Below are 21,232 nucleotides of genomic sequence, written 5' to 3' on the forward strand. Positions count from 1 at the left end.
TTATGACGTATAGAAAGGTCGGAGAGTGATATGGGACCGATGATTGAAGATGATATAACACCAGTATTTTTGATAAATGGATTTCTGGAAGCCGGGAAGACGGAATTCCTTTCCTTTACTATGGAACAGGAGTATTTCCAGACAGACGGCAAAACCCTGCTGATCGTCTGTGAGGAGGGAGATACGGAATATGACGAGGAGCTTCTAAGGGAAACCAGCACCTCGGTCGTGTATGTGGACAGCCTGGAGGATATCTCTCCGGACAGGCTGACAGAGCTGGAGCTTCTGCACAATCCGGAGCGGGTATTGATCGAGTGGAACGGCATGTGGAATCAGGATGATTTAAAGCTGCCGGCCGACTGGATGATCTATCAGCAGATCACGATCATAGACATGTCTACCTTTGATCTCTATGTAAAGAATATGAAGCCGTTGCTGGCAGCCATGGTACGGAACACGGAGCTGATCATCTGCAACCGCTGCGACGGCATTGAGGACCTGGAGCGGTATAAACGGATGCTGAAATCCATGAACACCAAATGCGATATAGTTTTTGAGGATGAAGATGGGGAGATTGATGAGATCTCTGAGGAAGACCTGCCTTACGACTTAAGCGCCGATGTGGTGAAGATCAGCCCGGAGGCATACGGCATCTGGTATATCGACTGTATGGACAAGCCGGAGCGGTACGTGGGAAAAGTGGTGGAGTTTACAGCGATGGTGCTGAAGTCCCCAAACTTTCCGAAGAATTATTTTGTTCCGGGGCGTATGGCGATGACCTGCTGTGCGGACGATATGACGTTCCTTGGCTATATCTGCAAGGCAAAAGAAGCGCGGAATTTAGAGACGAAGCAGTGGGTAAAGGTGCGCGCAAAGGTGGCGCTGGAATTCTGGCAGGATTACGACGGGGAAGGCCCGGTGCTTTATGCGGAGGAAGTGGTACCAGCGCAGCCTGTTGAGGAAGTGGTGCAGTTCGGATAAGGTATCTTTGGATCCCAAATGCTTTATGAAAAGTTTATAATTAATATATTGACCACCTGGTCTGTTTTGACTATAATAAAAAACAGACCAGGTGGTCAGTTTTTCTTTTTAAAATGGATCGTGGAAAAATGGTTGATCATCTGGGGATTGTGAATATACAGGAGGTTGTTTATATGAAGCGTGAGGAAAAGAATCTGCAGAGCCGGCAGAAGATTATGGAGGCGGCGCTGGAGGAGTTCGGTGCCAGGAGTTATACGGAAGCATCCATGAATACCATATGTAAGGAAGGCGGAGTCTCCAAGGGAATTATATACCATTATTTTAAGGATAAGGATGAGCTGTATCTTGCGTGTCTGCAGGAATGCTTTGATGCTCTGACAGACCATCTGCGTACCGGGCTGGGGGAGGAAGAAGCTGCGGAAGTGATGATACAGCGGTATTTTGACAGCAGGATCATTTTTTTTGACAAGTATCCAGCTTATTTGAGGCTGTTCTGCAGCGCAGTCATCACTCCGCCCGCGCATTTGGCAGAGGAGATCGGGAGGATCAGAAAAGGGTTTGACGATCTGAATCTGCATGTGCTCACATCGATGCTTGAGAAGGTTTCTCTGAGGAAAGATATTACGGCTGCGGAGGTGGTGGAGGAGTTTAAGCTCTATCAGGATTTTGTTAATGCCCAGTATCAGATGCAGACCTTGGACCAGGTGGGGATCGAAGAACATGAAAAGCGCTGCAGCCGTACTTTGAAGATCCTGTTATATGGCGTGGTGGAGAGGGGGCCGTCCCATGAATCCTGAGACCAGGCTTCCCAGAGAATCAGTTTTGGCATTTTTAAAGCCGTCCAAGGCTATCATGCAGCTGGCAGTCCCGGCTACGATCGCCCTGCTTGCGAAGGCTGTTTACAATATTGTCGATACGGCGTATATTGGACTTTTGCACAGTGAAAATGCGCTGGCAGCGGTGGGAGTGACCCTTCCTTTGCTGTTGATCTTTGTCTCTGTGGAGAATATTTTTGCAGCGGGGGCAGCAGTCCTGGCAGGCCGGCAGTTGGGAGCGGGAGAAAAAGACAATGCAGGTGTGACGGTTTCTACGGTGGTCGCAGCATCTGTAGTGGTGGGCGTGCTTTTATGCGTAGGTGGAATCCTGTTTATGGAACCGTTGCTGCGCACCTTTGGCGCATCGGAGGCAGTCATGCCTCTGGCAAAGGATTATGCGTTCTGGATGTTCATCGCGGCTTTGGCCAATCTTCCGGCTCAGAGCTTAAACTGTGCAGCAAGGGCAGAGTCGTCTGTGAAGATATCTTCCATTGCCGTGATTACAGGCGCAGTTTTAAATATTGTATTGGACCCGGTATTTATGTTTGACTGGGGATTAGGCATGGGGGTGGGAGGTGCGTCGCTGGCGACCACGATTTCCCAGGTTGTCACCTTTGGGATACTCCTGTGGTTCTATCTGGGCGGACATTCGATCATCAGGCTGAAGCTGGATTTTATTAAACCGACGGCAAAGCTGTTTCGTGAAATTATCCAGATCGGAGTGCCCACAGCGGTGATCCAGATCTGTCTGGCAGTGGCTACTTCTTTGACCAATGTAGCGGCGGCATCCCTGCCGGACAGTGACCTTATCATTGCAGCGTATGGGGTGGTACAGCGTCTGATACTCATCGGCTGTTATGTGGTCATGGGATTCATGCAGGGATATCAGCCGGTTGCTGCTTATGCCTTTGGCAGCAGAAACAAAGAGCGGTTCCACGAATGTGCACGATTTGCCATGAAGCAGACCCTGCTTTTGTCTGTGGGAGTCGGTGCGGTTTATATCCTTTTGTCAAAACCGCTTATTATGCTGTTTAACCGGAATCCTGCTGTGGTAGCTTACGGGGTGCGGCTTTTGGCATCCCAGGTGATCCTTTACCCCGCGTTTGGTCTTTGCTACATGATGACAATAACGTTCCAGACTATCGGGGCAGCCAGGTTCGGACTGTTTCTGTCCACGGTCAGACAGGGTTTATTTTACATTCCGGTGATCCTTGTGCTGCCGGGGATGATCGGGGTAAATGGTATTTATTTCGCCCAGCCGGTGGCAGACGTACTGACCCTGGCAGTATGCCTGGTCTCTTACCCGGCGCTCACGCGGCTGGCAACACTTAATATGGAAAAGGAAAGGAAAGCATAAAAGAAAAGAAGAGAATAACGAAAAATAACAGGCGGTCTGTGCAGTTTGGCTCAGGCCGCCTGTTTTAAAGCTCTGGATGGTAGCAGATGTTTCGGTGTGAATGGTTACCGGATCGTGGTGCCGGCCCGGCCCTCAACACTTTCCTGGGCATTTGCCATGGATGTGATGATGGCGCTGCGGTCCCTGCCAGCTTTGATAAAGGAGACTGCAGCTTCTACCTTCGGCAGCATGGAGGATGCCTCAAAATGTCCCTGAAGGATGTATTCTTCCGCTTCTTCGACTGTCATGCGGGAGACCGGCTGCTCCTGCGGGGTGTTGTAGTTTAAGGAAACATGATCCACGCTGGTGAGGATCATCAGAACATCAGCGTCCACTTCCTGTGCCAGAAGTCCGCTGACTAAATCCTTCTCGATCACGGCGCTGGCGCCTTTTAAGTCGGAACCCTGTTCCAGGACCGGAATGCCGCCGCCTCCGCAGGAGATGACGATCTGGTCCGCATCCAGCAGGGCGCGGATCGCGTCGATCTCAACGATGGCAACCGGCTTTGGGGCGGATACGATACGCTGGAAGCCTTTGCCGGGAATCTCAGTTACATAGTTGCCCTTTGCTTCCTCGGCGTCCGCCTCCTCGCGGGTCATGAAACGGCCGACTTTTTTAACAGGATTGTAAAAGGTATCGTCATACGGGTCTACGGTGACCTGGGTAAGGACCGTGGAAACCGGCTTGTAAATGCCGCGTTTTAAAAGTTCGGAGCGGATACCGCTCTGTAAGTCATATCCGATATAACCCTGGCTCATGGCGGAGCAGACAGACATGGGGGCGGGCGTATATCCTTCGTCCTCATGGTTCTTGCACAGTTCGTTCATGGCAGTGTGGATCATGCCCACCTGAGGAGCGTTGCTGTGGACTACGGCAACCTGCCAGCCGTTCTGGATAAAATCGGCGATCACCCTGGCGGTGGGGCCGACGGCTGCCTTCTGCTCGGGGAGGTTTGTCCCCAGTGCATTGTGGCCCAGAGCCATGACGATTCTTTTCTTTGCCATATATAATACCTCTCTTTTCGCGAAATATTGTCTAAATTTTATATACATTATAGTGTTTCCACTGGAAAAATGCAACCGGTTTGTGTTATACTGTGAACAGTCTGGGAGAGTGAGGACAGGATAGGGAGGGGATTTTCATGGCAAAGCGCGTAAAACAGGCGCTGCTCTTTTTTTGGCGCATGATATATCCGCTGCTTTTATATCAGGCACTGACGGAGCTGGTTTTTGCCGGATACCATCAGGTGACTGGAACGGTTTCCGAAGACAGGATCCTTCAGCTGACAGCGGCGGGGGCGTTATTAGCCCTGATCCCGCTGGGACACCTGTATTATCAGCTTCGGGCATCCGGACAGGACGGCGCGGCAGAGGACAGCCGGCGGCATTTGCCCGTGACGGGCTGGGTGATCGTGTGGTGTGTGGCTGCCGGCATCTCAGCCAGTCTGTGCTTCAACAACCTCCTTGCGCTGCTTCCTTTGCCGGTGGGGCAGGCGGAGAATGTGATGGATCTGTTAAGCCGTCCATCCTTTGTGATGCAGCTGTTCTGTACGGTCCTGATTCTGCCTTTGACGGAGGAACTGATCTTTCGGGGCCTGGGATACTGGAGGATGCGAAAGGAGCTGCCTTTTTTATGGGCGGCGGTTTTGTCAGCTGTGTATTTCGGGTTGTATCACGGGAACCTTTACCAGGGGATTTATGCGGCCTTCCTGGGGGGATTTCTGGCGCTGTTATTTGAGCGGACAGATCGTCTTTTGGCTGTATGGACCTTCCATGCGGCGGCGAACCTGATATCAGTCACGGCCAATGCCATGGCGTGGGACAGGGGGATATTTGAATATACAGCGGTCAGAGTGGCAATATTTACAGCATCAGGACTGCTGTTAACATTTTCATTTTATAAGCTGAGAGAGGACGGAAGAAAAAGTGAAATTACTATCCATAGCGATACCCTGTTATAATTCGGAAGGGTACATGAGGCATTGTATCGAGTCACTGCTGCCGGGCGGCGACGAGGTGGAGATACTGATCGTGGACGACGGCTCCACAAAGGACAATACGGCGCAGATCGCAGATGAGTATGAAGCCCGTTACCCCGGGATCTGCCGGGCTATTCATCAGGAGAACGGCGGTCACGGCGAGGCGGTGAACGCAGGGCTCCGGGAGGCTTCCGGCATTTATTTTAAGGTGGTTGACAGCGACGACTGGGTCAATGAGGAAGCATATGCAGAGGTGCTCAAGACTCTGCGGGATTTCGTGATGGGCAACCAGACCCTGGATATGCTGATCACTAATTTTGTCTATGAGAAGCAGGGGGCGAAGCATAAGAGGGTCATGCAGTACAAGACAGCCCTGCCCAAACGGCAGCTCTGTACCTGGAAAGACGTTAAGATGTTTATGCTGGGCCAGTATATCCTGATGCATTCCGTGGTTTACCGGACAGAGATGCTGAAGGGCTGCGGGCTGGAGCTGCCGAAGCATACGTTTTACGTGGATAATATTTTTGTTTTCCAGCCGCTTCCTTATGTGAAGACCTTTTACTACCTGGATGTGAATTTTTACCGGTACTTTATCGGCAGGGAGGACCAGTCGGTCAATGAGCAGGTGATGATCGGGAGGATTGACCAGCAGATCCGGGTGACCAAGCTGATGCTGGGGTATTACCATGAGTCGAAGATCACTAATTGGAAGCTGCGCCATTATATGATCCGCTATCTGGAGATCATGATGACCGTATCCTCCATTCTTGCCATCAAATCCGGTACTGAGGAGAATATGGAGAAGAAGCGTGAATTGTGGCAGTATCTGAGAAAACAGGACTGGGCGCTCTTTCTGCGTCTGCGCTGGGGTTTTTTGGGACAGGGCATGAACCTGCCTGGTAAGAGCGGCAGGACTGTATCGATCGCCGGATATAAGATCAGCCAGAAGTTTTTTGGATTTAACTGAGGAAAGATGGAAGAGATCAGTATCAAACGGTTGCAAAGTGGGACAATGAGGACTGGATCAGCAGGAATTACGGATTCGGTCCTTTTTCCTGTCAACAGCATAAGAAAAAGGTACTCAAACAGAAAATGAAAAAACCCTTGATTTTTCAAGGGTTTTTAAGTAGCGGAAGGGAGATTTGAACTCTCTGAGCCGCCCTCAAACACTTAGAAAAGAAAGGTTCTGCACGTCCTCAAATATAGAGGTACTCAAGCAGGTACTCAAATCTATCCAGCACGAAAAAAGCATAGCAGTAAGCGGAAAACCTGTCAAGAATCTGCAAAAGCAGACAACGCTTGTTCTTGACAGGTTTTTGTTGTGGTCGGAAAAATCCCCATTATAGAAAGGGGCTAGATTAGAAGCAGTATTTTCTAATCTAGCCTTGATTACTGTAATAATATCACTACCGCTAAACTAGCAGATAAAAATCGCTTAAACGTGACACTCATTAGTTAAAGTACTCAGCATACGCTCCCATGAGAATTTCACCAACAGATTGAGCTTCCATGTCAGTGGGTGTGTCAATTATCTTAACCTCAAAAGTATCACTCGATGAATATCGAACATCACCCTCTATTGTAGCCATAACATACACTGTCCACTCATTAGATGTTCCGCGATGGATAGTGTTAGCGATACCGTTCTTAGTAAGAATTGTATGCAGAAGCGTTGCGGGCTGTATACCGGAATGAGCGATACCACTTGCGACGTAATCTGTGTTCATCCTCTGGTCATAAGCATATCTTGTACCCACGCCTCCGTACTGTGAGAACGTCCTCGTGTAGTGTTCATCAACGGCCTTCACAGCACTTGTAAAAATAGCAGACTGCGACGAAGTGTCAATTTTAGGCTGTAAAGTTTCTGCAACCTCTGCATACTTCTGCTTAAAATACTCGGGAGTAACAACCTCGAACGACGCTAAGTATTTATCATATCCACCATAGGCTTCCATCAAAGCTTTATTGTCCTCAATGGACCCAGGGTCCGGCAAGTCATCTTCCACAATCATGGCCCCGACCTCTGAAGGCGTTGGTGGCACATAACCACCAGTGTCCCAGTCCGCATTTCCGGCCTGCACCGGAATGGCAACCGTAGTGGCTATGAGTACTGTTGCTAGTGCTGTAATCAACTCTTTTTTCATAAACTTACCACCTTTCTTGAACTTCCCTATCTAAAATTATACCTGATTACCTGTAAATGTCAAAAAAATAATAACATATTTTTATGAATTACGCAAGCGCGTATACGTTGTTGCGTATAAAAATATAATCTTTCTATATTACGATAGTAGAGAGGTATAAATATTCATGAACGCAAAAGACGCAACTGCAAAAAGAATTGATATTCTCTGTAAAGAGCGAGGAATTGCATATAATGATTTAGCCAATATATGTGGCTTAACGCCGTCCACCGTTTATAGTATTTTTAATCCAAAGCGAAGAAACATAAAATTATCTACAATTAAGAAAATTTGTGATGGTTTTGAAATTACACTTGGGGAATTTTTCACGCACCCTGTTTTTGACAAATTAGAGCAGGAAATTCAATAATTATAAAAATTATAAAAAAAATATAAATTCCAAAAAAGTGCTTGCTTTTCTGGAAAAGTTGTGGTAAATTAATGCTAAGTTCAGAAAGTTAGACTTTACTTTTTGAAGTCGATTTGCGGGTGGGGCGTAATCCCCGGACCGTTGTTATTTTACAGGATATTTTTACTACCCTGTGGGAAGATTCGTCAATATTTTGACGTGATTGTAACCGCATTGGGTAGTTTTTTTGCCCTTTGCATAACGCACAGGGCATTTATTATGCCCAAATTTCAAAGGAGGTCATGAAATATGGCAAATTCAATTAAGCTGACTTGGGCGCAAACATTCCCCAAGGGCGCCTACCTTGCCAGTGTGTACCCGCATTACGAATACGTGGGCGGCAAGCGAAGCGAAAATCAAGTAGGGTGGACATATTGTCTCGTGAATCGCGCTGGCTATGACAAAATCAATGTCAAGGTAGTTGAGCACGCGCCAATTTGTACACAGGAGGAGATTGAAAAATCTGATACAGACATTCAAGTCATTGCAGATGGATTCGTCGGTTCTGTGTATAACAGTGACGGCCGGATCGCAATTTCTGGCAAGGCTGAGAAGGTGGTGTTGGTATGAGGAAAATCATCGAGAAACTTATGAATTACATCGAGGCGGAGGACGTCAAGGGCCTCGTAAGGTTCTGTTTGATTCTCTCCCCCTTCGTAGTGGGAGTCCTATGGGCAGTGGGAGCTCTTATAAAATACATCACCTTTCATCAGCAGGCTCTTATCATCGTTGGAGTCGCCGCTTGTATGATTATACCTGCATTGATGGGAAAGAAAACGACACCACCTCCCCCAACGGTTGCGGCAAACGACAACTTGCTATTTTTTGACCGTTTATTGCTAAAGGGATTGTTTACTATTTTCACAAACTATTCCCGCCAGTTTCAGGTGATAGCGCCACTTCGCTTTTCTGATTTGCATGACACTTTGCCATCGGGGATTGACCAAGGGAGAAATATCGCAATTTACCGTTTTAAAGTGGTTGCAGATGGTGAACCGCTCTCCCAGGCAGATTTCCATGAAATTCTGACAGTTCACCTTGAAGAACGCCTTGCAAGCGGAGAACTGGCTCTGGGGAAACCAACCGCAGAATTTGGGGGGAAAATATATCCAAAAGTCTATATTGACGAATGCCTATACGCTGGTGGGGTATGGCACATTACGCTTATAGTCTGTGACAATGAGAAGGTTGCAAATTATATTGACCATAAGGCCCAAACCCTGTTAATGCGAAACAGCCGTATTTCAAACCAGTATGAGGACAATGATTTTTGATGGGGCGTATAAATGTTTGCCTTGATGAAGAAATGTGCGCGGTAGGCTTAGAACGTTGGCTGTCCCTCGATTGCATTTTAAACGAGGGGCAACGCCTTCTAATTATTGGACCCAGTGGAAGTGGCAAAACCGTTTTTGCCACTTCCTTGTTGGGAAAATTGTCACTCTATATGTCGAATCCGACCATCTTTATTATAGACCCAAAAGGAATCGATTTTCGTTTTTGCGAGGGCTGTTCTAATTATTATTCAGTAGATAACGCGCAGGGTGGAATAGAAAATTTCTTTGTCCTTTTTGAAAATAGATTGAGAAACCAGCAACCATGCAAGCAACCAGTGATTCTTTTTATTGATGAATTAAGCAGCTTAATATTATCGCTTCCTAAAAAGGAATCAGAGGCGTTGAAAAATAAAATGGCGAGAATTTTAAATCTTTCACGAGCACTGAATATTTCTGTAATCACAGCACTTCAACGCGCCGACGCGGTACTGTTCGATAACGGAGCAAGGGACAATTATAATATACGGTTTCTCATGGGTAACATAGCCAATAATAAGGATTCGGTGGCGATGGTAGCCAGCGAATACAAGGATTTTATTAAGCCATGTCATACCGGAATCGGCTATATGATTACAGATAATGGAATTAAGAAAATTCGTTCTGTTATGCCAAGGAATACCGAAAAACTGCATAAGGTAATTTGTGAAGCTGTAAACAGGGAACCGCAAGGCGGTGCGGAGCAATAGCCTTGCAGTTCCCGGGAGTGCTCTGCGTGCAGGGCACTCCATTAACTTGATTAACAGGTGATATTATGCCATGATAGAAAAACAGAAAATTGAAGTACCTGAATACATTGATAATCGACGCCCGGTGTCTGTAAAATCAATGGGAAATATCAAGCAGATAACAATATCTGATAGACAAAATATAGGAGCAACTATCAAACCAATATCAGGTAAAGAATACATGATTGTTGCAACTGGTGAGATTAAGGAGATTACACATCATGCTCACGACAGAACGGAGAACGTAAGAAACCTTGAAAAGACCATGCGGAATCTGCGTGATTTAATCAATACGAATGTAACACCCTATAATATCAAACGAGTGCGCTTTCTAACTTTGACATATCGAGATAACATGCAGGACGCACAAAAACTGTATACAGATTACCGCGATTTCAACAAGCGTTTAAAGCGATATATCCAAAAAGAATATGGTTTGTCTTACGAGTATATTGTGTGTGTGGAGGCACAAGGCAGGGGTGCTTTTCATCTGCATGTGATAGCAATTTTCTCTAAACCGCCGCCTTTTATCGAGAATACAGTATTGGCGGATATATGGAGACATGGCTTTGTCAGCATTAAAGCACTGGACAGCAATATAGATAATATAGGCGCGTATTTGACGGCGTACCTCTCCGATTTAGATATTGAAAGCGGTGTTCCGTTGTCTCACGATTTACTACAAGGCGAGATTCGGGAAGTCCAAACAGAGCAGGCGGAAAATAAGCACGTTATAAAGGGGGCACGCTTGAAGCTACTTCCGGTAGGATTGAATATATATCGGTGTAGCCGTGGGATAAAAAAACCGCTTGTGGAAAAGATGAGTTATGGAGACGCATTAGAGGAAATATCGAGTACAGGCTATAAAAAAGTACATGAATCGGCTGTTAAAATCAAAGATTCAGAACGTGATTTTTCCAGCACATACATAAGCCAGATATATAAGAAACATATTAACACGGAATTTCGGTGTAATGGTTCAGATAAAAAAACAGAGAACTCAAAAAAGAAAAAATCAGAAAAGAAAAATATCACTTAAAACAACAACCAAACATTCTAAAATCAAATCAAGAAAAATCCCAAACACAACGATAGAATCTTACACCACCTAATTAAGATAAAGGTGGATTATGAAAGAGGTCACAAATAAAGATTTAGCTATCTTGAAAGAAGCTCTTGCTAATGGTATAATCAACGTCGAGGACGTGCAACAGGTACTTAATATGAAAAAGGAAGAATATTATTTATCGTTGCACAAATATGACATATATGAAGGGAAGGACGGCAAATGGTATACGTATCTGCCGGATAAAACCCAAAAGCAGGGGAGGCGAAAGCTAAAACGCACCACAAAAACCGCTATTCATCGGGCCGTTATAGATTTCTATAAAGAGCAGGAGAAAAGGGAACAGGGGAAGGAATTGACCTTGCGCTTGCTATATCCAGAATGGATAGAGTGGAAAGGCGCTCACACACGCGCTACGACGTCTATACGGCGTTTTAACTGCGACTGGAAGAAGTTTTACCTGCCCTATCCAAAAATCATAGATAAGCCCATTGTAGAGCTTACAGTGAGTGAATTAGATATCTGGGCACACAAACTGATAAAACAGTATGATATGACGAAAACCTGCTATTACACCATGACAATCTTAATACGGCAGATGTTAGATTATGCGGTGGAACAGTTGGAGATCATCACGGTAAATCCATTCCGGCAAATTAAACTGCAAAAGAAAATGTTGCGAAAGCCAGTAAAAAAGAACGATGAATCGCAGGTATTTCTTTTAGACGAGACACCTAAAATTATAGAGGCGGCTCTGGCGGATTTTAACAGCAATCCTTTGAATACCGCTCCTTTGACTGTGGTTCTCGGCTTTCTCACAGGTTTACGCCTTGGTGAGATGGCGGCAATCAAGGAAACGGATATTATGGGGAATATACTTCATGTTCGGCATATGGAGGAAGAAGTTTATGATTATTCCGATTTGGAGCATATCCGGCTGGTGGAACGGGCAGTTATCGACAGCACAAAGACCGAGGCCGGCGTGCGTGAGGTTCCATTGGTTCCGCAGGCCCTCAAGGTTATTGAAGCGGTGAAAGTCTCCAACCAGATGAACGGCTGGCATGACAAAGGATTCCTTTTCCTGAATGCTGGAAAGCGCATGACAACGCGGACGGTCAAATACCGGATATCAAAATACTGCAAGCAGTGCGACATAATGGCAAAGAGTTTCCACAAAGTAAGAAAGACCTATATTTCCGCATTGATTGACAGCGGTATCAATATCAATGAAATTCGCAAGGCGGTAGGGCATACCGATGAGCGTACCACTTACGGAAATTACTGTTATAACCGCGCAGGAAAGCAGGAAACAACGGTGGCGTTTGAAAATGCTCTGGTGAGCGGAAATGGAATAGCAGATTGCAGGATAGCAATTTGAGGTACTCAAAGGTACTCAAACAGAAAATGAAAAAACCCTTGATTTTTCAAGGGCTTTTCAGTAGCGGAAGGGAGATTTGAACTCTCGACACCACGGGTATGAACCGTGTGCTCTAGCCAACTGAGCTATTCCGCCATATTTGGTTTTATATGGGACCTATAGGGCTCGAACCTATGACCCTCTGCTTGTAAGGCAGATGCTCTCCCAGCTGAGCTAAGATCCCATAATCGCCTCTGGAGTGATGTCTCACTCAAGACTGCCTACGTAGTATACCCTTTGTTGTGTCAATTGTCAAGACTTTTTCTACAATTTTTTTCAAATTTTTGAGTTGATTTTTTTGAACCGGATATTTTTCGGGAAAAGAACATATACTAAAGGAAAGCCTTTTTCCGAAAACCTGTCAATTCTAACGGTTTTCTAAAGATTTTCAAAACTGTATTGTACTCCCAGTTTGAGTGTGATATAATCCGGAAAAGTTGAATGATTTTGAAAGGGAGATGTCAAGTGAAGAATCTGTTAAAGAAGTACGGGCATGTCTGGGTGATGGGTTACATCTTGATTTATCTGCCCTGGTTTTTTTATCTGGAACGAACCGTGACCGGCCGGTATGCGGTCATGCATGTGGCGCTGGATGATTATATCCCGTTTAATGAGTATTTTATCATCCCGTATCTGATCTGGTTTTTATATGTAGCAGGAGCTGTGCTGTATTTCTTTTTTACCAGCAGGCAGGATTATTACAGGCTGTGTACCTTTTTGTTTGTGGGCATGACCATCAGCCTGGTGATCTGCACTTTTTTTCCAAATGGAACGGATTTAAGGACAGTGGTAGACCCGAATAAGAACCTGTGCAGTTACCTGGTTTCCCTGATCCATGCTTCGGATACTCCGACCAATGTTTTTCCCAGCATTCATGCGTACAACTCGCTGGGAGTCCATTTTGCCATCACAAACAGCAAAATGCTGAGGGAGAAGAAGTGGGTAAGGAGGACGTCCTTCCTTCTGATGGTTGCCATCTGCCTGTCCACAGTATTTTTAAAACAGCATTCCGCTATCGATGTGCTTGGGGCTTTTATACTGGGATATGTGATGTATCCGTTTGTTTTCGGCATGAGTTATGCGTCCGGCAGGAAGACGGCCGGGCAGAAAGCCGTCAGTTAAATACAGCCGCTGAAGAAAAAGACCGGTTTGTCATTCGGTCTTTTTTTATATAAATTTTCTTAGGTGTTTTACGGATTTTATGGTATACTCTATAATAGTAAACTATGGGAGGTTTCCATGTACTATTTTATCGTGAATCCGAATGCCCGGCACGGGCTTGGAGAAAAGATATGGAAAAAACTGGAACGTCGTATCATACATTCCGGTATAGAATACGAAGTGCAGATGACCAGAGGGCAGGGAGATGCAAGGCGGCTGGCTGCAGAACTGACGGAGAACAGCGAGGGACCTCATACGATCATTGCGGTAGGCGGAGACGGTACGGTCAACGAGATCTTGAACGGTCTGAGCTTTGACGGGCCGGTCACGCTGGGCTATATTCCAACCGGATCCGGCAATGACCTTGCGCGCAGCTTAAGGCTTCCCAAAAGCCCGGCGCGCTGCCTGAAGCGGGTTTTGAGCCCCAGGTATTACCGCTGTCTGGATTATGGGATCCTGTCCTATGAGAAGGAAGCGCCGGTACACCGGAGATTCATTGTCAGCAGCGGGATCGGAATGGATGCAGCGGTGTGCCATGATCTTTTGGACACCGGCAGAAAGCGCAGGCTTTTGTTGTTTGGCGGGCGGCTGCGCTATGTGCTTCTGGGCATCAAGCATCTGGTCCTGACGAAGCCGGTGAAGGGGCATCTGGTCCTGGACGGTGTGAAAAAGGTGGAATTCAACCATATTTATTTTATTTCCAGCCATATCCATCCTTACGAGGGAGGCGGCTTCAAATTCTCCCCGAAGGCGGATTACAATGATGGACAGCTTGAGGTATGTGTGGTGCACAATTCCTCCAAGCGGCATTTGGTCCCGGTCCTGGCTGACGCGCTGACGGGCAGGATGGGACATCACAGAGGCGTTCGTTTTTACCGCTGTAAGGAGATGGCAGTCCATGTAGACAGGCCGCTGCCTGTGCATGTGGATGGGGAGAGCTGTTTTTGTCAGACGGATATCCATCTCAGGTGCGTGGAGAAAAAGCTGCGCATGATAGTATGACAGGACTGCAGATACAGAATGATTATGACATAAAGGAGATTTGAATCTATGCGGATCGGACAGGGATATGATGTCCATAAATTAGTAGAGGGAAGGGATCTGATCCTGGGCGGCGTGACAGTGCCGTATGAGTTGGGGCTGCTCGGCCACTCGGACGCGGATGTGCTGGTACATGCGGTCATGGATGCGCTTTTGGGGGCGGCTGCGCTTGGCGACATTGGACAGCATTTCCCGGATACAGACCCTGAATATAAAGGGATTTCCAGCATTGCTCTGCTTGAGAGGGTGGGAGCGCTTCTGGAGGAGAAGGGCTACGTGATCGAGAATATTGACGCGACAGTCATTGCACAGCGGCCCAAGCTGGCGGCTTACCGTCCCCAGATGGCGGAAAATATCGCGAAGGCGCTGCGCCTGGAGGTGAACCGGGTCAGTGTCAAGGCTACTACAGAAGAGGGGCTTGGCTTTACCGGCTCCGGCGAGGGGATCTCCTCACAGGCAGTCACCCTTTTGACGGATGTGCGGGATTATGCTTTTGACGACCGTATGCAGTCCCAGGGCAGAGACTGCGGGGGATGTCCGGGCTGTTGCAGCAGGACAGACCAGGACGCATAAAATGCATAAGAGAAAAAGCTGAGAAAAGGAGCAGACTGACATGAAGATTTTTAATACATTGACGAGGACAAAAGAAGAATTCAAACCGCTTGAACCGGGAAAGGTGAAGATGTACGTATGCGGACCTACCGTATATAACTTCATCCATATCGGCAATGCAAGGCCGATGATCGTGTTTGACACGGTGCGGAGATATTTTGAATATAAAGGTTACGAGGTGAACTACGTTTCCAATTTCACCGATGTGGATGACAAGATCATCAAAAAGGCGATCGAGGAAGGCGTGGATGCGGATACCATATCCACGCGCTATATCGAGGAGTGCAGGAAGGATATGGCGGCGATGAATGTGAGGCCCGCCACCACCCATCCCCAGGCGACCCAGGAGATCTGCGGTATGCTGGAGATGATCGGGACCCTGATCGAGAAGGGGCATGCCTACGCCGCCAAGGACGGCACGGTATATTTCCGTACCAATTCCTTTAAAGAATATGGGAAGCTGTCCCACAAGAATTTAGATGATCTGCAGTCCGGTTTCCGTGAGATCAAGGTCACCGGGGAAGAGGGCAAGGAGGATCCGTCCGATTTTGTGCTGTGGAAGCCCAAAAAAGACGGGGAGCCTTTCTGGGAGTCGCCGTGGTGCGAAGGGCGTCCGGGCTGGCATATTGAGTGCTCCGTGATGTCCAAAAAGTATCTGGGCGACCAGATCGACATCCATGCAGGCGGCGAGGACTTGATCTTCCCTCACCATGAGAATGAGATCGCACAGTCGGAAGCAGCCAATGGCAGACCGTTTGCCACATACTGGATGCACAACGCATTTTTAAATATCGACAACCGGAAGATGTCAAAATCCCTCGGGAATTTCTTTACAGTCAGGGAGATCAGTGAAAAGTATGACCTCCAGGTGCTGAGGTTCTTTATGCTGAGCGCCCATTACAGAAGCCCGCTGAATTTCAGCGCGGAGCTTATGGAATCTTCCAAGAACGGTCTGGACCGTATCCTTACGGCTGTGGAACGGCTTAAGGAATTAGGCAGCAGGGCGGCAGACGGCGCTATGAGTGAAGGAGAGCAGTCCTGCATGGCTGAGGCGGGAGCGCTGGTGGAGAAGTACGAGGCGGCCATGGATGATGATTTCAACACGGCAGATGCGATCTCGGCAGTCTTTGAGCTGGTGAAGCTGAGCAACAGCACGGCTTCGGAGGAGAGTACCAGGTCCTATGTGGACTATTTAAAGAATACAATTGAGTCCCTTTGCGATGTTCTTGGCATCATTACCGAGCGGAAAAAGGAAGCGCTGGATGACGAAGTTGAGGAGTTGATCGCAGCCAGACAGCAGGCCCGGAAGGAAAAGAATTTCGCTCGCGCGGATGAGATCCGTAACCAGCTTCTGGATATGGGAATCATCCTGGAAGATACCAGGGAAGGTGTGAAATGGAAACGGGCTTAAAGAATACCATGGAGGATGCCTTAAAACAGGCACTGAATCTCCAGGATGTAGATGTGAGCGCCTATTCTCCTCTGGTGCTGGCCTATATCGGCGATGCGGTGTATGAGCTTTTGATCCGCACGAAGGTCATCAACCAGGGAAGCATGCAGGTAAATAAGATGCACAAGAAAAGCTCCAGCCTCGTGAAGGCGGAGACCCAGGCGAATCTGGTCAAGGTCCTGCAGGAGGAGTTTACAGAGGCGGAGATGGCGGTCTACAAGCGGGGGCGGAACGCCAAATCCGTTTCCACGGCAAAGCATGCTACCATGATCGATTACCGGATGGCCACAGGATTTGAAGCCCTGGCAGGCTATCTGTATCTGACGGGCAGCTATGAACGGCTGCTCACGCTGGTGCATGATGGATTAGAGAAGATTGGAGAACTTACATGAGATACGAGGAACTGACGATAGAGGGAAGGAATGCGGTGATGGAGGCATTCCGTTCCGGCAAGCCTGTTGACAAACTGTTTGTACAGGACGGCTGCAAGGACGGCCCGATCCAGAGCATTACCAGGGAAGCCCGCAAACACGATACCATCATAAACTATGTGCCGAAGGAACGTTTGGACCAGATGTCTGAGACCGGGAAGCATCAGGGCGTCATTGCCTATGCTGCGGCCTATGAATATGCGGAGGTGGAGGACATCTTAAAGGCAGCGGAGGAAAAAGGCGAACCGCCGTTTATCTTCCTTTTGGATGGGATCGAAGATCCGCACAACCTGGGGGCGATCATCCGTACCGCGAACCTGGCGGGAGCCCACGGGGTCATTATCCCGAAGCACAGAGCATCCGGACTGACTGCAACGGTGGCGCGGACCTCTGCGGGGGCGCTCAACTATACTCCGGTTGCGAAGGTGACGAATCTCTCTGCAGTCATTGAAGATCTAAAAAAGCGCGGGCTTTGGTTTGTGTGCGCTGATATGGGCGGCGAGCTGATGTACCGCATGAACTTAAAAGGCCCGATCGGCCTGGTGATCGGAAATGAAGGAAGCGGGGTCAGCAAGCTGGTGCGGGAGCGGTGCGATATGATCGCGTCCATTCCTATGAAGGGGGATATTGATTCCCTCAACGCATCCGTAGCGGCCGGCGTACTTGCGTATGAGATCGTCAGACAGAGACTTGGCTGACGAAGGTTATATTTATAGGTGACAGGATGGAGGAATCTCATGAAAAGAAAACAGTGGATCGCATTTCCCTGCGCGGTGGTGATCGCAGCGACGGCACCGGGGATCTGCCTGGCAGGTCCCCACAGAGCTGAGGGGCAGGCGGAAGCGGTGCTGACAGTGATCGAGGACGAGGCTGTACCGCTCTATTCCAAACCTGCGGGGAGTCATGTGAGAACGCCTCAGGCCAGTGGGACTGTAGTTTACGGCAATGGCAGGGCGACTATCGATGCTTCCAATATCAGTGAGGGTTATGTGATGATCAAATATACCGGAAGCCGGAACCGGATCAAGATCCAGATATCCAAGAGCTCTACGGTATATACCTATGACTTAAATGTCAGGGATGCCTATGAGGTATTCCCCTTTACGGAGGGAAATGGGACGTATTCCGTCAAGATATTTGAGAATGTTACAGGCAACCAGTACACCCAGGTGTTTTCAAAGGATATTGCGGTTTCCCTGACAGATCAGTTTGCGCCGTTCCTCACGCCCAATCAGTATGTGAATTTCACGTCGGGCAGCGCGGCGGTACAGACCGGGGCGACCGTAGCGGCATCTGCAACAGACGCCATAGGCGTCGTGACCAATGTCTATGAGTACGTGATAAAGAATATTGCTTATGATACAGCGAAGGCGTCCAGTGTCCAGAGCGGTTATCTTCCGGATGTGGATGCGGTGCTGGCATCGAAAAAGGGTATCTGTTTTGATTATGCGGCCCTGATGACGGCGATGCTCCGTTCCCAGGATGTTCCGACCAAACTGGTGATCGGATACACAGGCAGCCTTTATCATGCCTGGGTAAACGTATATATCGACAATGTGGGATGGGTGGATAATATCATTTATTTTGATGGACAGAACTGGTCCCTGATGGACCCGACCTTTGCAGCATCCGGCGGGCAGGATGAGAGCGTAAAGCAGTACATAGGAAACGGTGCGAACTATCAGGCAAAATACACTTATTAGAATATGATCCGCACATAATAGATACCCCGGCGAAGCCCTGAAGGCAGCGCCGGGGTAATAGGGTTGAAAGAGGAGATAAAAGGTTATGGCAGTAAAAATATATTCCAGCCGGGAGCTGTCGGCGTTCTGCCTGCAGGTTTCCCTGCTTTTAAAGGCTGCAGTGCCGCTGGAAGAAGGCCTGTCCATCATGGCGGAGGATGCCGTGTCGGAGGAGGAACGAAAGCTCCTGCAGACGATGGCGGAGGATGTAGAGCTGGGGGATCCCTTTTACACCGCCATGGAGCGGAGCGGAAGCTTTCCGGCCTATGTGGTGCGGATGGCGAAGCTGGGGCAGCAGAGCGGCACGCTGGACCGTCTGATGGAGTCCCTTTCCGTTTATTACGAAAAAGAATATTTTATGATGAAGAATATCCGCAATGCCATCACCTATCCGGTTATGATGGTGGTGATGCTGCTTGTGGTTCTGTTTGTGCTGTTCACAAAGGTGATGCCGGTGTTTGAGGAAGTGTATGCCCAGCTGGGAGTCCAGATGTCATCTCTTTCCCGGGCAGCGTCCAGGTTTGGCGGAATCTTCAGCGGGGCGGCGCTGGTCGTGTTTGCAGCTCTGGCCCTGATCCTTCTGGCAACAGCCGCGGCAGCCGGTGCGGGGCACAGCTTCAAGTGGGCTGAGAAGGTAAAAGACTGGTTTAAGAGCAACAGTGGGACGGCTCTTGCAGTGGCAGGGCGCAGATTTACGGCAGTGCTGGCTCTGACCCTTCAGAGCGGCATGGAGCTTGAAAAGGGCATGAGTATTGCAGCGGAGCTTGTGGACAATAAAAAAGTGGCGGAACGGATCAATGAATGCGCCGAAAAGCTGCAGGCAGGTTCAGGGTATTATGATGCGATGAAGGAAACGGGACTTTTCAGCAAGTTTCATATCCAGATGATAAAAGTGGGGACCCGCAGCGGACGCCTGGATGAGGTGATGGACAATATCTCCGGGGACTATGAACAGCAGGCCGACGCTTCCATCGACAACATGATTGCCCGTCTGGAACCCACACTGGTGGCAGTGCTGGCTGTGGCGGTGGGACTGATCCTTCTGTCTGTTATGCTGCCCCTTGCAGGCGTACTCGCCAGCGTGGGCTGACGGGAGGAACGCAGATGAGAGTTCATACCAAGAATAGAAAGAACAAAGCAGACTGGCGCTTTATAAGCGGCTGTGCAACTGCGGCTGTGGTATTTGGCCTGGTGGTTGCGGTTTTTTTGAGCGGCGTGTCATCTTTCCTTGAGCGGGCGGAGACGGAAGGGGCGGAAACCCTGAGGAACGCCATTTCCAGGGCAAGCGTCCAGTGTTATGCGATCGAAGGCAGATATCCGCCCAGTGTCGGTTATCTGGAAGAGAATTACGGAATCCAGATCGACCGGGAGCGGTACAATGTATTTTACGACGGTTTTGCTTCCAACATCATGCCGGAGATCACGGTGGTCCCGGTGGAAGGAGGCGAAGACGATGGCAGGTAACAGGAATGCCCCAAACCAGGCTGTCGGAACGCTGTTTACCATGCTGTTGTTCCTGGTGTTTGTGCTGTGTGCGCTTTTTACCGTGCTGACAGGCGGAAAAGTTTATGAAAATATCAGCACCCGGATGGAACAGACCTATACGGGCAGTGTGGCGCTCCAGTATGTAGCCAATAAAGTCCGCCAGGGAGACCTGGCAGGCCAGGTGTCCGTAAAGGAGATGGAGGGTGCCCAGGTCCTTGAACTGATCCAGGAGATAGAGGGTGAGCGTTATCTGACCTGGATCTATTACAGGGATGGGAGTATCCGCGAGCTGTTTACCTATGAGGACAGCGGCCTGACACTGCAGGATGGACTGGAGATCCTTAAGTGCGGGGGACTTTCCTTTTCGAAAGAAGGCCGCCTGATAACCGTGGAAACTTTGGGAGAAGGGGGCGGCCGCCTCACGCTGTCTCTCAGGAGTGCAGGAGGTCAGGATGAATAGAAAGAGTGGTTCCGGCTCCGGGATCTTTCTGATGGAGATGATCGTAGCCGTGTTCTTTTTTATGATATGTGCTTCAACCTGTATTCTGGCGTTTGCGAAGTCCGACCGGATGAGCCGTCTGGCGACGGAGCGGGACCAGGCTGTCAGCGCGGCTCAGACCGTGGCGGAGGTCTGGAAGGCCGAGGGTACAGAAGGGCTTATGGAGCGGATGGATGCATACAGGATCCCGGCAGGGCTCACAACCCGCAGCGGCAGTGTTACGCGGGAGGGTGGATACCGTATCTACTGGGACGAAAACTGGCAGTGCGTGGACGCTTGGCCGACGGATGATGCCCGGACAGAGGACAGCTCCCAGCCGGAGGAGGATACTCAGCCGGAGGATAATGTCTGGCCGGATTACAAATATACGGCAGAACTGCGTGAAAACACAGCGGATGACGGTATGAGGACATTGTGGATCCATGTGCAGGAAGGGGAGTATTTTGCTCCCGCCCTGTTTGAACTGGAAGTATCCCGGTATGGGGATGTGAGGCCGTGACCTCCGCC

At 48.8% G+C, this 21,232-nt stretch carries 24 protein-coding genes and 2 tRNA genes; 22 read left to right on the forward strand and 4 right to left on the reverse strand.

What is annotated here, in order from left to right; genetic code table 11:
• Positions 1 to 30: 30 nt before the first annotated feature.
• From AB1I67_RS12410 to AB1I67_RS12420, 3 genes are all read left to right on the forward strand, one after another.
• A complete protein-coding gene (locus AB1I67_RS12410) occupies positions 31 to 981 on the forward strand; it encodes a GTP-binding protein (RefSeq protein WP_367030189.1) in 951 nt (316 codons plus the stop codon).
• Positions 982 to 1,154: 173 nt separating this feature from the next.
• A complete protein-coding gene (locus AB1I67_RS12415) occupies positions 1,155 to 1,778 on the forward strand; it encodes a TetR/AcrR family transcriptional regulator (RefSeq protein WP_367030190.1) in 624 nt (207 codons plus the stop codon).
• A complete protein-coding gene (locus tag AB1I67_RS12420; RefSeq protein WP_367030191.1) occupies positions 1,768 to 3,153 on the forward strand; it encodes an MATE family efflux transporter in 1,386 nt (461 codons plus the stop codon). Before AB1I67_RS12415 ends, AB1I67_RS12420 begins: the two co-directional genes overlap by 11 nt.
• 104 nt (positions 3,154 to 3,257) lie before the next feature.
• On the opposite strand, the gene arcC is transcribed toward AB1I67_RS12420, so the two are convergent.
• On the reverse strand, positions 3,258 to 4,196 hold the full coding sequence (gene arcC / locus AB1I67_RS12425; protein WP_367030192.1) for a carbamate kinase: 939 nt from the start codon (positions 4,194 to 4,196) through the stop codon (positions 3,258 to 3,260).
• 137 nt (positions 4,197 to 4,333) lie between these two features.
• Here arcC and AB1I67_RS12430 point away from each other — a divergent pair, with 137 nt between their 5' ends.
• Both AB1I67_RS12430 and AB1I67_RS12435 read left to right on the forward strand, forming a co-directional pair.
• Positions 4,334 to 5,152 (forward strand): CPBP family intramembrane glutamic endopeptidase, encoded by an 819-nt coding sequence (locus AB1I67_RS12430; RefSeq protein ID WP_367030193.1) that lies wholly within the window; start codon positions 4,334 to 4,336, stop codon positions 5,150 to 5,152.
• A gap of 13 nt (positions 5,153 to 5,165) precedes the next feature.
• The gene (locus AB1I67_RS12435; RefSeq protein ID WP_367030194.1) at positions 5,166 to 6,137 is read left to right on the forward strand and encodes a glycosyltransferase family 2 protein; all 972 of its coding nucleotides are present in this window, start codon (positions 5,166 to 5,168) and stop codon (positions 6,135 to 6,137) included.
• Between the two features lie 484 nt (positions 6,138 to 6,621).
• Here AB1I67_RS12435 and AB1I67_RS12440 read toward each other — a convergent pair whose 3' ends face one another.
• Positions 6,622 to 7,314 carry a hypothetical protein gene (locus AB1I67_RS12440; protein WP_279003231.1) on the reverse strand — a complete coding sequence of 231 codons (693 nt, stop codon included), beginning with the start codon at positions 7,312 to 7,314 and terminating at the stop codon, positions 6,622 to 6,624.
• A 166-nt stretch (positions 7,315 to 7,480) separates the two neighbouring features.
• Here AB1I67_RS12440 and AB1I67_RS12445 point away from each other — a divergent pair, with 166 nt between their 5' ends.
• The 6 genes from AB1I67_RS12445 (at position 7,481) to AB1I67_RS12470 (ending at position 12,265) form a co-directional block, all read left to right on the forward strand.
• Positions 7,481 to 7,723: a helix-turn-helix transcriptional regulator gene (locus AB1I67_RS12445; protein WP_279003232.1), complete on the forward strand. Its 243-nt coding sequence runs from the start codon at positions 7,481 to 7,483 to the stop codon at positions 7,721 to 7,723.
• 288 nt (positions 7,724 to 8,011) lie between these two features.
• Positions 8,012 to 8,332, forward strand: coding sequence for a hypothetical protein (locus tag AB1I67_RS12450; RefSeq protein ID WP_279003233.1), 321 nt, complete (start codon positions 8,012 to 8,014; stop codon positions 8,330 to 8,332).
• The gene (locus tag AB1I67_RS12455) at positions 8,329 to 9,036 is read left to right on the forward strand and encodes a hypothetical protein (RefSeq protein ID WP_279003234.1); all 708 of its coding nucleotides are present in this window, start codon (positions 8,329 to 8,331) and stop codon (positions 9,034 to 9,036) included. Before AB1I67_RS12450 ends, AB1I67_RS12455 begins: the two co-directional genes overlap by 4 nt.
• Positions 9,036 to 9,782 carry a type IV secretory system conjugative DNA transfer family protein gene (locus AB1I67_RS12460; protein ID WP_279003237.1) on the forward strand — a complete coding sequence of 249 codons (747 nt, stop codon included), beginning with the start codon at positions 9,036 to 9,038 and terminating at the stop codon, positions 9,780 to 9,782. The genes AB1I67_RS12455 and AB1I67_RS12460 overlap by 1 nt, the downstream gene beginning before the upstream one ends.
• Before the next feature lie 70 nt (positions 9,783 to 9,852).
• Positions 9,853 to 10,860, forward strand: coding sequence for a hypothetical protein (locus tag AB1I67_RS12465; protein ID WP_279003235.1), 1,008 nt, complete (start codon positions 9,853 to 9,855; stop codon positions 10,858 to 10,860).
• Between the two features lie 91 nt (positions 10,861 to 10,951).
• Positions 10,952 to 12,265 (forward strand): tyrosine-type recombinase/integrase, encoded by a 1,314-nt coding sequence (locus tag AB1I67_RS12470; RefSeq protein WP_367030195.1) that lies wholly within the window; start codon positions 10,952 to 10,954, stop codon positions 12,263 to 12,265.
• Between the two features lie 61 nt (positions 12,266 to 12,326).
• Here AB1I67_RS12470 and AB1I67_RS12475 read toward each other — a convergent pair.
• Positions 12,327 to 12,400: transfer RNA gene (locus AB1I67_RS12475), tRNA-Met, on the reverse strand.
• A 15-nt stretch (positions 12,401 to 12,415) separates the two neighbouring features.
• Positions 12,416 to 12,488: transfer RNA gene (locus tag AB1I67_RS12480), tRNA-Val, on the reverse strand.
• Positions 12,489 to 12,769: 281 nt separating this feature from the next.
• On the opposite strand from AB1I67_RS12480, the gene AB1I67_RS12485 reads away from it, so the two are divergent.
• From AB1I67_RS12485 to AB1I67_RS12535, 11 genes are all read left to right on the forward strand, one after another.
• The gene (locus AB1I67_RS12485; protein WP_367030196.1) at positions 12,770 to 13,426 is read left to right on the forward strand and encodes a phosphatase PAP2 family protein; all 657 of its coding nucleotides are present in this window, start codon (positions 12,770 to 12,772) and stop codon (positions 13,424 to 13,426) included.
• Between the two features lie 117 nt (positions 13,427 to 13,543).
• A complete protein-coding gene (locus AB1I67_RS12490; protein ID WP_367030197.1) occupies positions 13,544 to 14,467 on the forward strand; it encodes a diacylglycerol kinase family protein in 924 nt (307 codons plus the stop codon).
• 48 nt (positions 14,468 to 14,515) lie between these two features.
• Positions 14,516 to 15,079: a 2-C-methyl-D-erythritol 2,4-cyclodiphosphate synthase gene (ispF, locus tag AB1I67_RS12495; protein WP_367030198.1), complete on the forward strand. Its 564-nt coding sequence runs from the start codon at positions 14,516 to 14,518 to the stop codon at positions 15,077 to 15,079.
• A 40-nt stretch (positions 15,080 to 15,119) separates the two neighbouring features.
• Positions 15,120 to 16,529 (forward strand): cysteine--tRNA ligase, encoded by a 1,410-nt coding sequence (gene cysS, locus AB1I67_RS12500; RefSeq protein WP_367030199.1) that lies wholly within the window; start codon positions 15,120 to 15,122, stop codon positions 16,527 to 16,529.
• Complete coding sequence (locus AB1I67_RS12505) at positions 16,514 to 16,960, forward strand: ribonuclease III domain-containing protein (RefSeq protein ID WP_367030200.1); 447 nt, start codon at positions 16,514 to 16,516, stop codon at positions 16,958 to 16,960. The genes cysS and AB1I67_RS12505 overlap by 16 nt, the downstream gene beginning before the upstream one ends.
• A complete protein-coding gene (rlmB, locus tag AB1I67_RS12510) occupies positions 16,957 to 17,697 on the forward strand; it encodes a 23S rRNA (guanosine(2251)-2'-O)-methyltransferase RlmB (RefSeq protein ID WP_367030201.1) in 741 nt (246 codons plus the stop codon). Before AB1I67_RS12505 ends, rlmB begins: the two co-directional genes overlap by 4 nt.
• Before the next feature lie 39 nt (positions 17,698 to 17,736).
• On the forward strand, positions 17,737 to 18,702 hold the full coding sequence (locus tag AB1I67_RS12515; RefSeq protein WP_367030202.1) for a transglutaminase-like domain-containing protein: 966 nt from the start codon (positions 17,737 to 17,739) through the stop codon (positions 18,700 to 18,702).
• Positions 18,703 to 18,787: 85 nt separating this feature from the next.
• Positions 18,788 to 19,831 (forward strand): type II secretion system F family protein, encoded by a 1,044-nt coding sequence (locus tag AB1I67_RS12520; RefSeq protein WP_367030203.1) that lies wholly within the window; start codon positions 18,788 to 18,790, stop codon positions 19,829 to 19,831.
• A gap of 14 nt (positions 19,832 to 19,845) precedes the next feature.
• Positions 19,846 to 20,205, forward strand: coding sequence for a hypothetical protein (locus AB1I67_RS12525; RefSeq protein ID WP_367030204.1), 360 nt, complete (start codon positions 19,846 to 19,848; stop codon positions 20,203 to 20,205).
• Positions 20,195 to 20,686: a DUF4860 domain-containing protein gene (locus AB1I67_RS12530; RefSeq protein ID WP_367030205.1), complete on the forward strand. Its 492-nt coding sequence runs from the start codon at positions 20,195 to 20,197 to the stop codon at positions 20,684 to 20,686. The genes AB1I67_RS12525 and AB1I67_RS12530 overlap by 11 nt, the downstream gene beginning before the upstream one ends.
• Complete coding sequence (locus tag AB1I67_RS12535; protein WP_367030206.1) at positions 20,679 to 21,224, forward strand: hypothetical protein; 546 nt, start codon at positions 20,679 to 20,681, stop codon at positions 21,222 to 21,224. The genes AB1I67_RS12530 and AB1I67_RS12535 overlap by 8 nt, the downstream gene beginning before the upstream one ends.
• Positions 21,225 to 21,232 lie beyond the last annotated feature (8 nt).

Origin of the sequence: Clostridium sp. AN503, from assembly GCF_040719375.1 — a bacterium.
In the GTDB taxonomy this organism is placed as follows: Bacteria; Bacillota; Clostridia; order Lachnospirales; family Lachnospiraceae; genus Brotaphodocola.

What these genes read in the sequence shown, in the direction of transcription:
- AB1I67_RS12410 (WP_367030189.1), top strand. Translation starts at nt 31, where the DNA reads ATGGGACCGATGATTGAAGATGATATAACACCAGTATTTTTGATAAAT.
- AB1I67_RS12415 (WP_367030190.1), top strand. Translation starts at nt 1,155, where the DNA reads ATGAAGCGTGAGGAAAAGAATCTGCAGAGCCGGCAGAAGATTATGGAG.
- AB1I67_RS12420 (WP_367030191.1), top strand. Translation starts at nt 1,768, where the DNA reads ATGAATCCTGAGACCAGGCTTCCCAGAGAATCAGTTTTGGCATTTTTA.
- arcC (WP_367030192.1), bottom strand. Translation starts at nt 4,196, where the DNA reads ATGGCAAAGAAAAGAATCGTCATGGCTCTGGGCCACAATGCACTGGGG.
- AB1I67_RS12430 (WP_367030193.1), top strand. Translation starts at nt 4,334, where the DNA reads ATGGCAAAGCGCGTAAAACAGGCGCTGCTCTTTTTTTGGCGCATGATA.
- AB1I67_RS12435 (WP_367030194.1), top strand. Translation starts at nt 5,166, where the DNA reads ATGAGGCATTGTATCGAGTCACTGCTGCCGGGCGGCGACGAGGTGGAG.
- AB1I67_RS12440 (WP_279003231.1), bottom strand. Translation starts at nt 7,314, where the DNA reads ATGAAAAAAGAGTTGATTACAGCACTAGCAACAGTACTCATAGCCACT.
- AB1I67_RS12445 (WP_279003232.1), top strand. Translation starts at nt 7,481, where the DNA reads ATGAACGCAAAAGACGCAACTGCAAAAAGAATTGATATTCTCTGTAAA.
- AB1I67_RS12450 (WP_279003233.1), top strand. Translation starts at nt 8,012, where the DNA reads ATGGCAAATTCAATTAAGCTGACTTGGGCGCAAACATTCCCCAAGGGC.
- AB1I67_RS12455 (WP_279003234.1), top strand. Translation starts at nt 8,329, where the DNA reads ATGAGGAAAATCATCGAGAAACTTATGAATTACATCGAGGCGGAGGAC.
- AB1I67_RS12460 (WP_279003237.1), top strand. Translation starts at nt 9,036, where the DNA reads ATGGGGCGTATAAATGTTTGCCTTGATGAAGAAATGTGCGCGGTAGGC.
- AB1I67_RS12465 (WP_279003235.1), top strand. Translation starts at nt 9,853, where the DNA reads ATGATAGAAAAACAGAAAATTGAAGTACCTGAATACATTGATAATCGA.
- AB1I67_RS12470 (WP_367030195.1), top strand. Translation starts at nt 10,952, where the DNA reads ATGAAAGAGGTCACAAATAAAGATTTAGCTATCTTGAAAGAAGCTCTT.
- AB1I67_RS12490 (WP_367030197.1), top strand. Translation starts at nt 13,544, where the DNA reads ATGTACTATTTTATCGTGAATCCGAATGCCCGGCACGGGCTTGGAGAA.
- ispF (WP_367030198.1), top strand. Translation starts at nt 14,516, where the DNA reads ATGCGGATCGGACAGGGATATGATGTCCATAAATTAGTAGAGGGAAGG.
- cysS (WP_367030199.1), top strand. Translation starts at nt 15,120, where the DNA reads ATGAAGATTTTTAATACATTGACGAGGACAAAAGAAGAATTCAAACCG.
- AB1I67_RS12505 (WP_367030200.1), top strand. Translation starts at nt 16,514, where the DNA reads ATGGAAACGGGCTTAAAGAATACCATGGAGGATGCCTTAAAACAGGCA.
- rlmB (WP_367030201.1), top strand. Translation starts at nt 16,957, where the DNA reads ATGAGATACGAGGAACTGACGATAGAGGGAAGGAATGCGGTGATGGAG.
- AB1I67_RS12515 (WP_367030202.1), top strand. Translation starts at nt 17,737, where the DNA reads ATGAAAAGAAAACAGTGGATCGCATTTCCCTGCGCGGTGGTGATCGCA.
- AB1I67_RS12520 (WP_367030203.1), top strand. Translation starts at nt 18,788, where the DNA reads ATGGCAGTAAAAATATATTCCAGCCGGGAGCTGTCGGCGTTCTGCCTG.
- AB1I67_RS12525 (WP_367030204.1), top strand. Translation starts at nt 19,846, where the DNA reads ATGAGAGTTCATACCAAGAATAGAAAGAACAAAGCAGACTGGCGCTTT.
- AB1I67_RS12530 (WP_367030205.1), top strand. Translation starts at nt 20,195, where the DNA reads ATGGCAGGTAACAGGAATGCCCCAAACCAGGCTGTCGGAACGCTGTTT.
- AB1I67_RS12535 (WP_367030206.1), top strand. Translation starts at nt 20,679, where the DNA reads ATGAATAGAAAGAGTGGTTCCGGCTCCGGGATCTTTCTGATGGAGATG.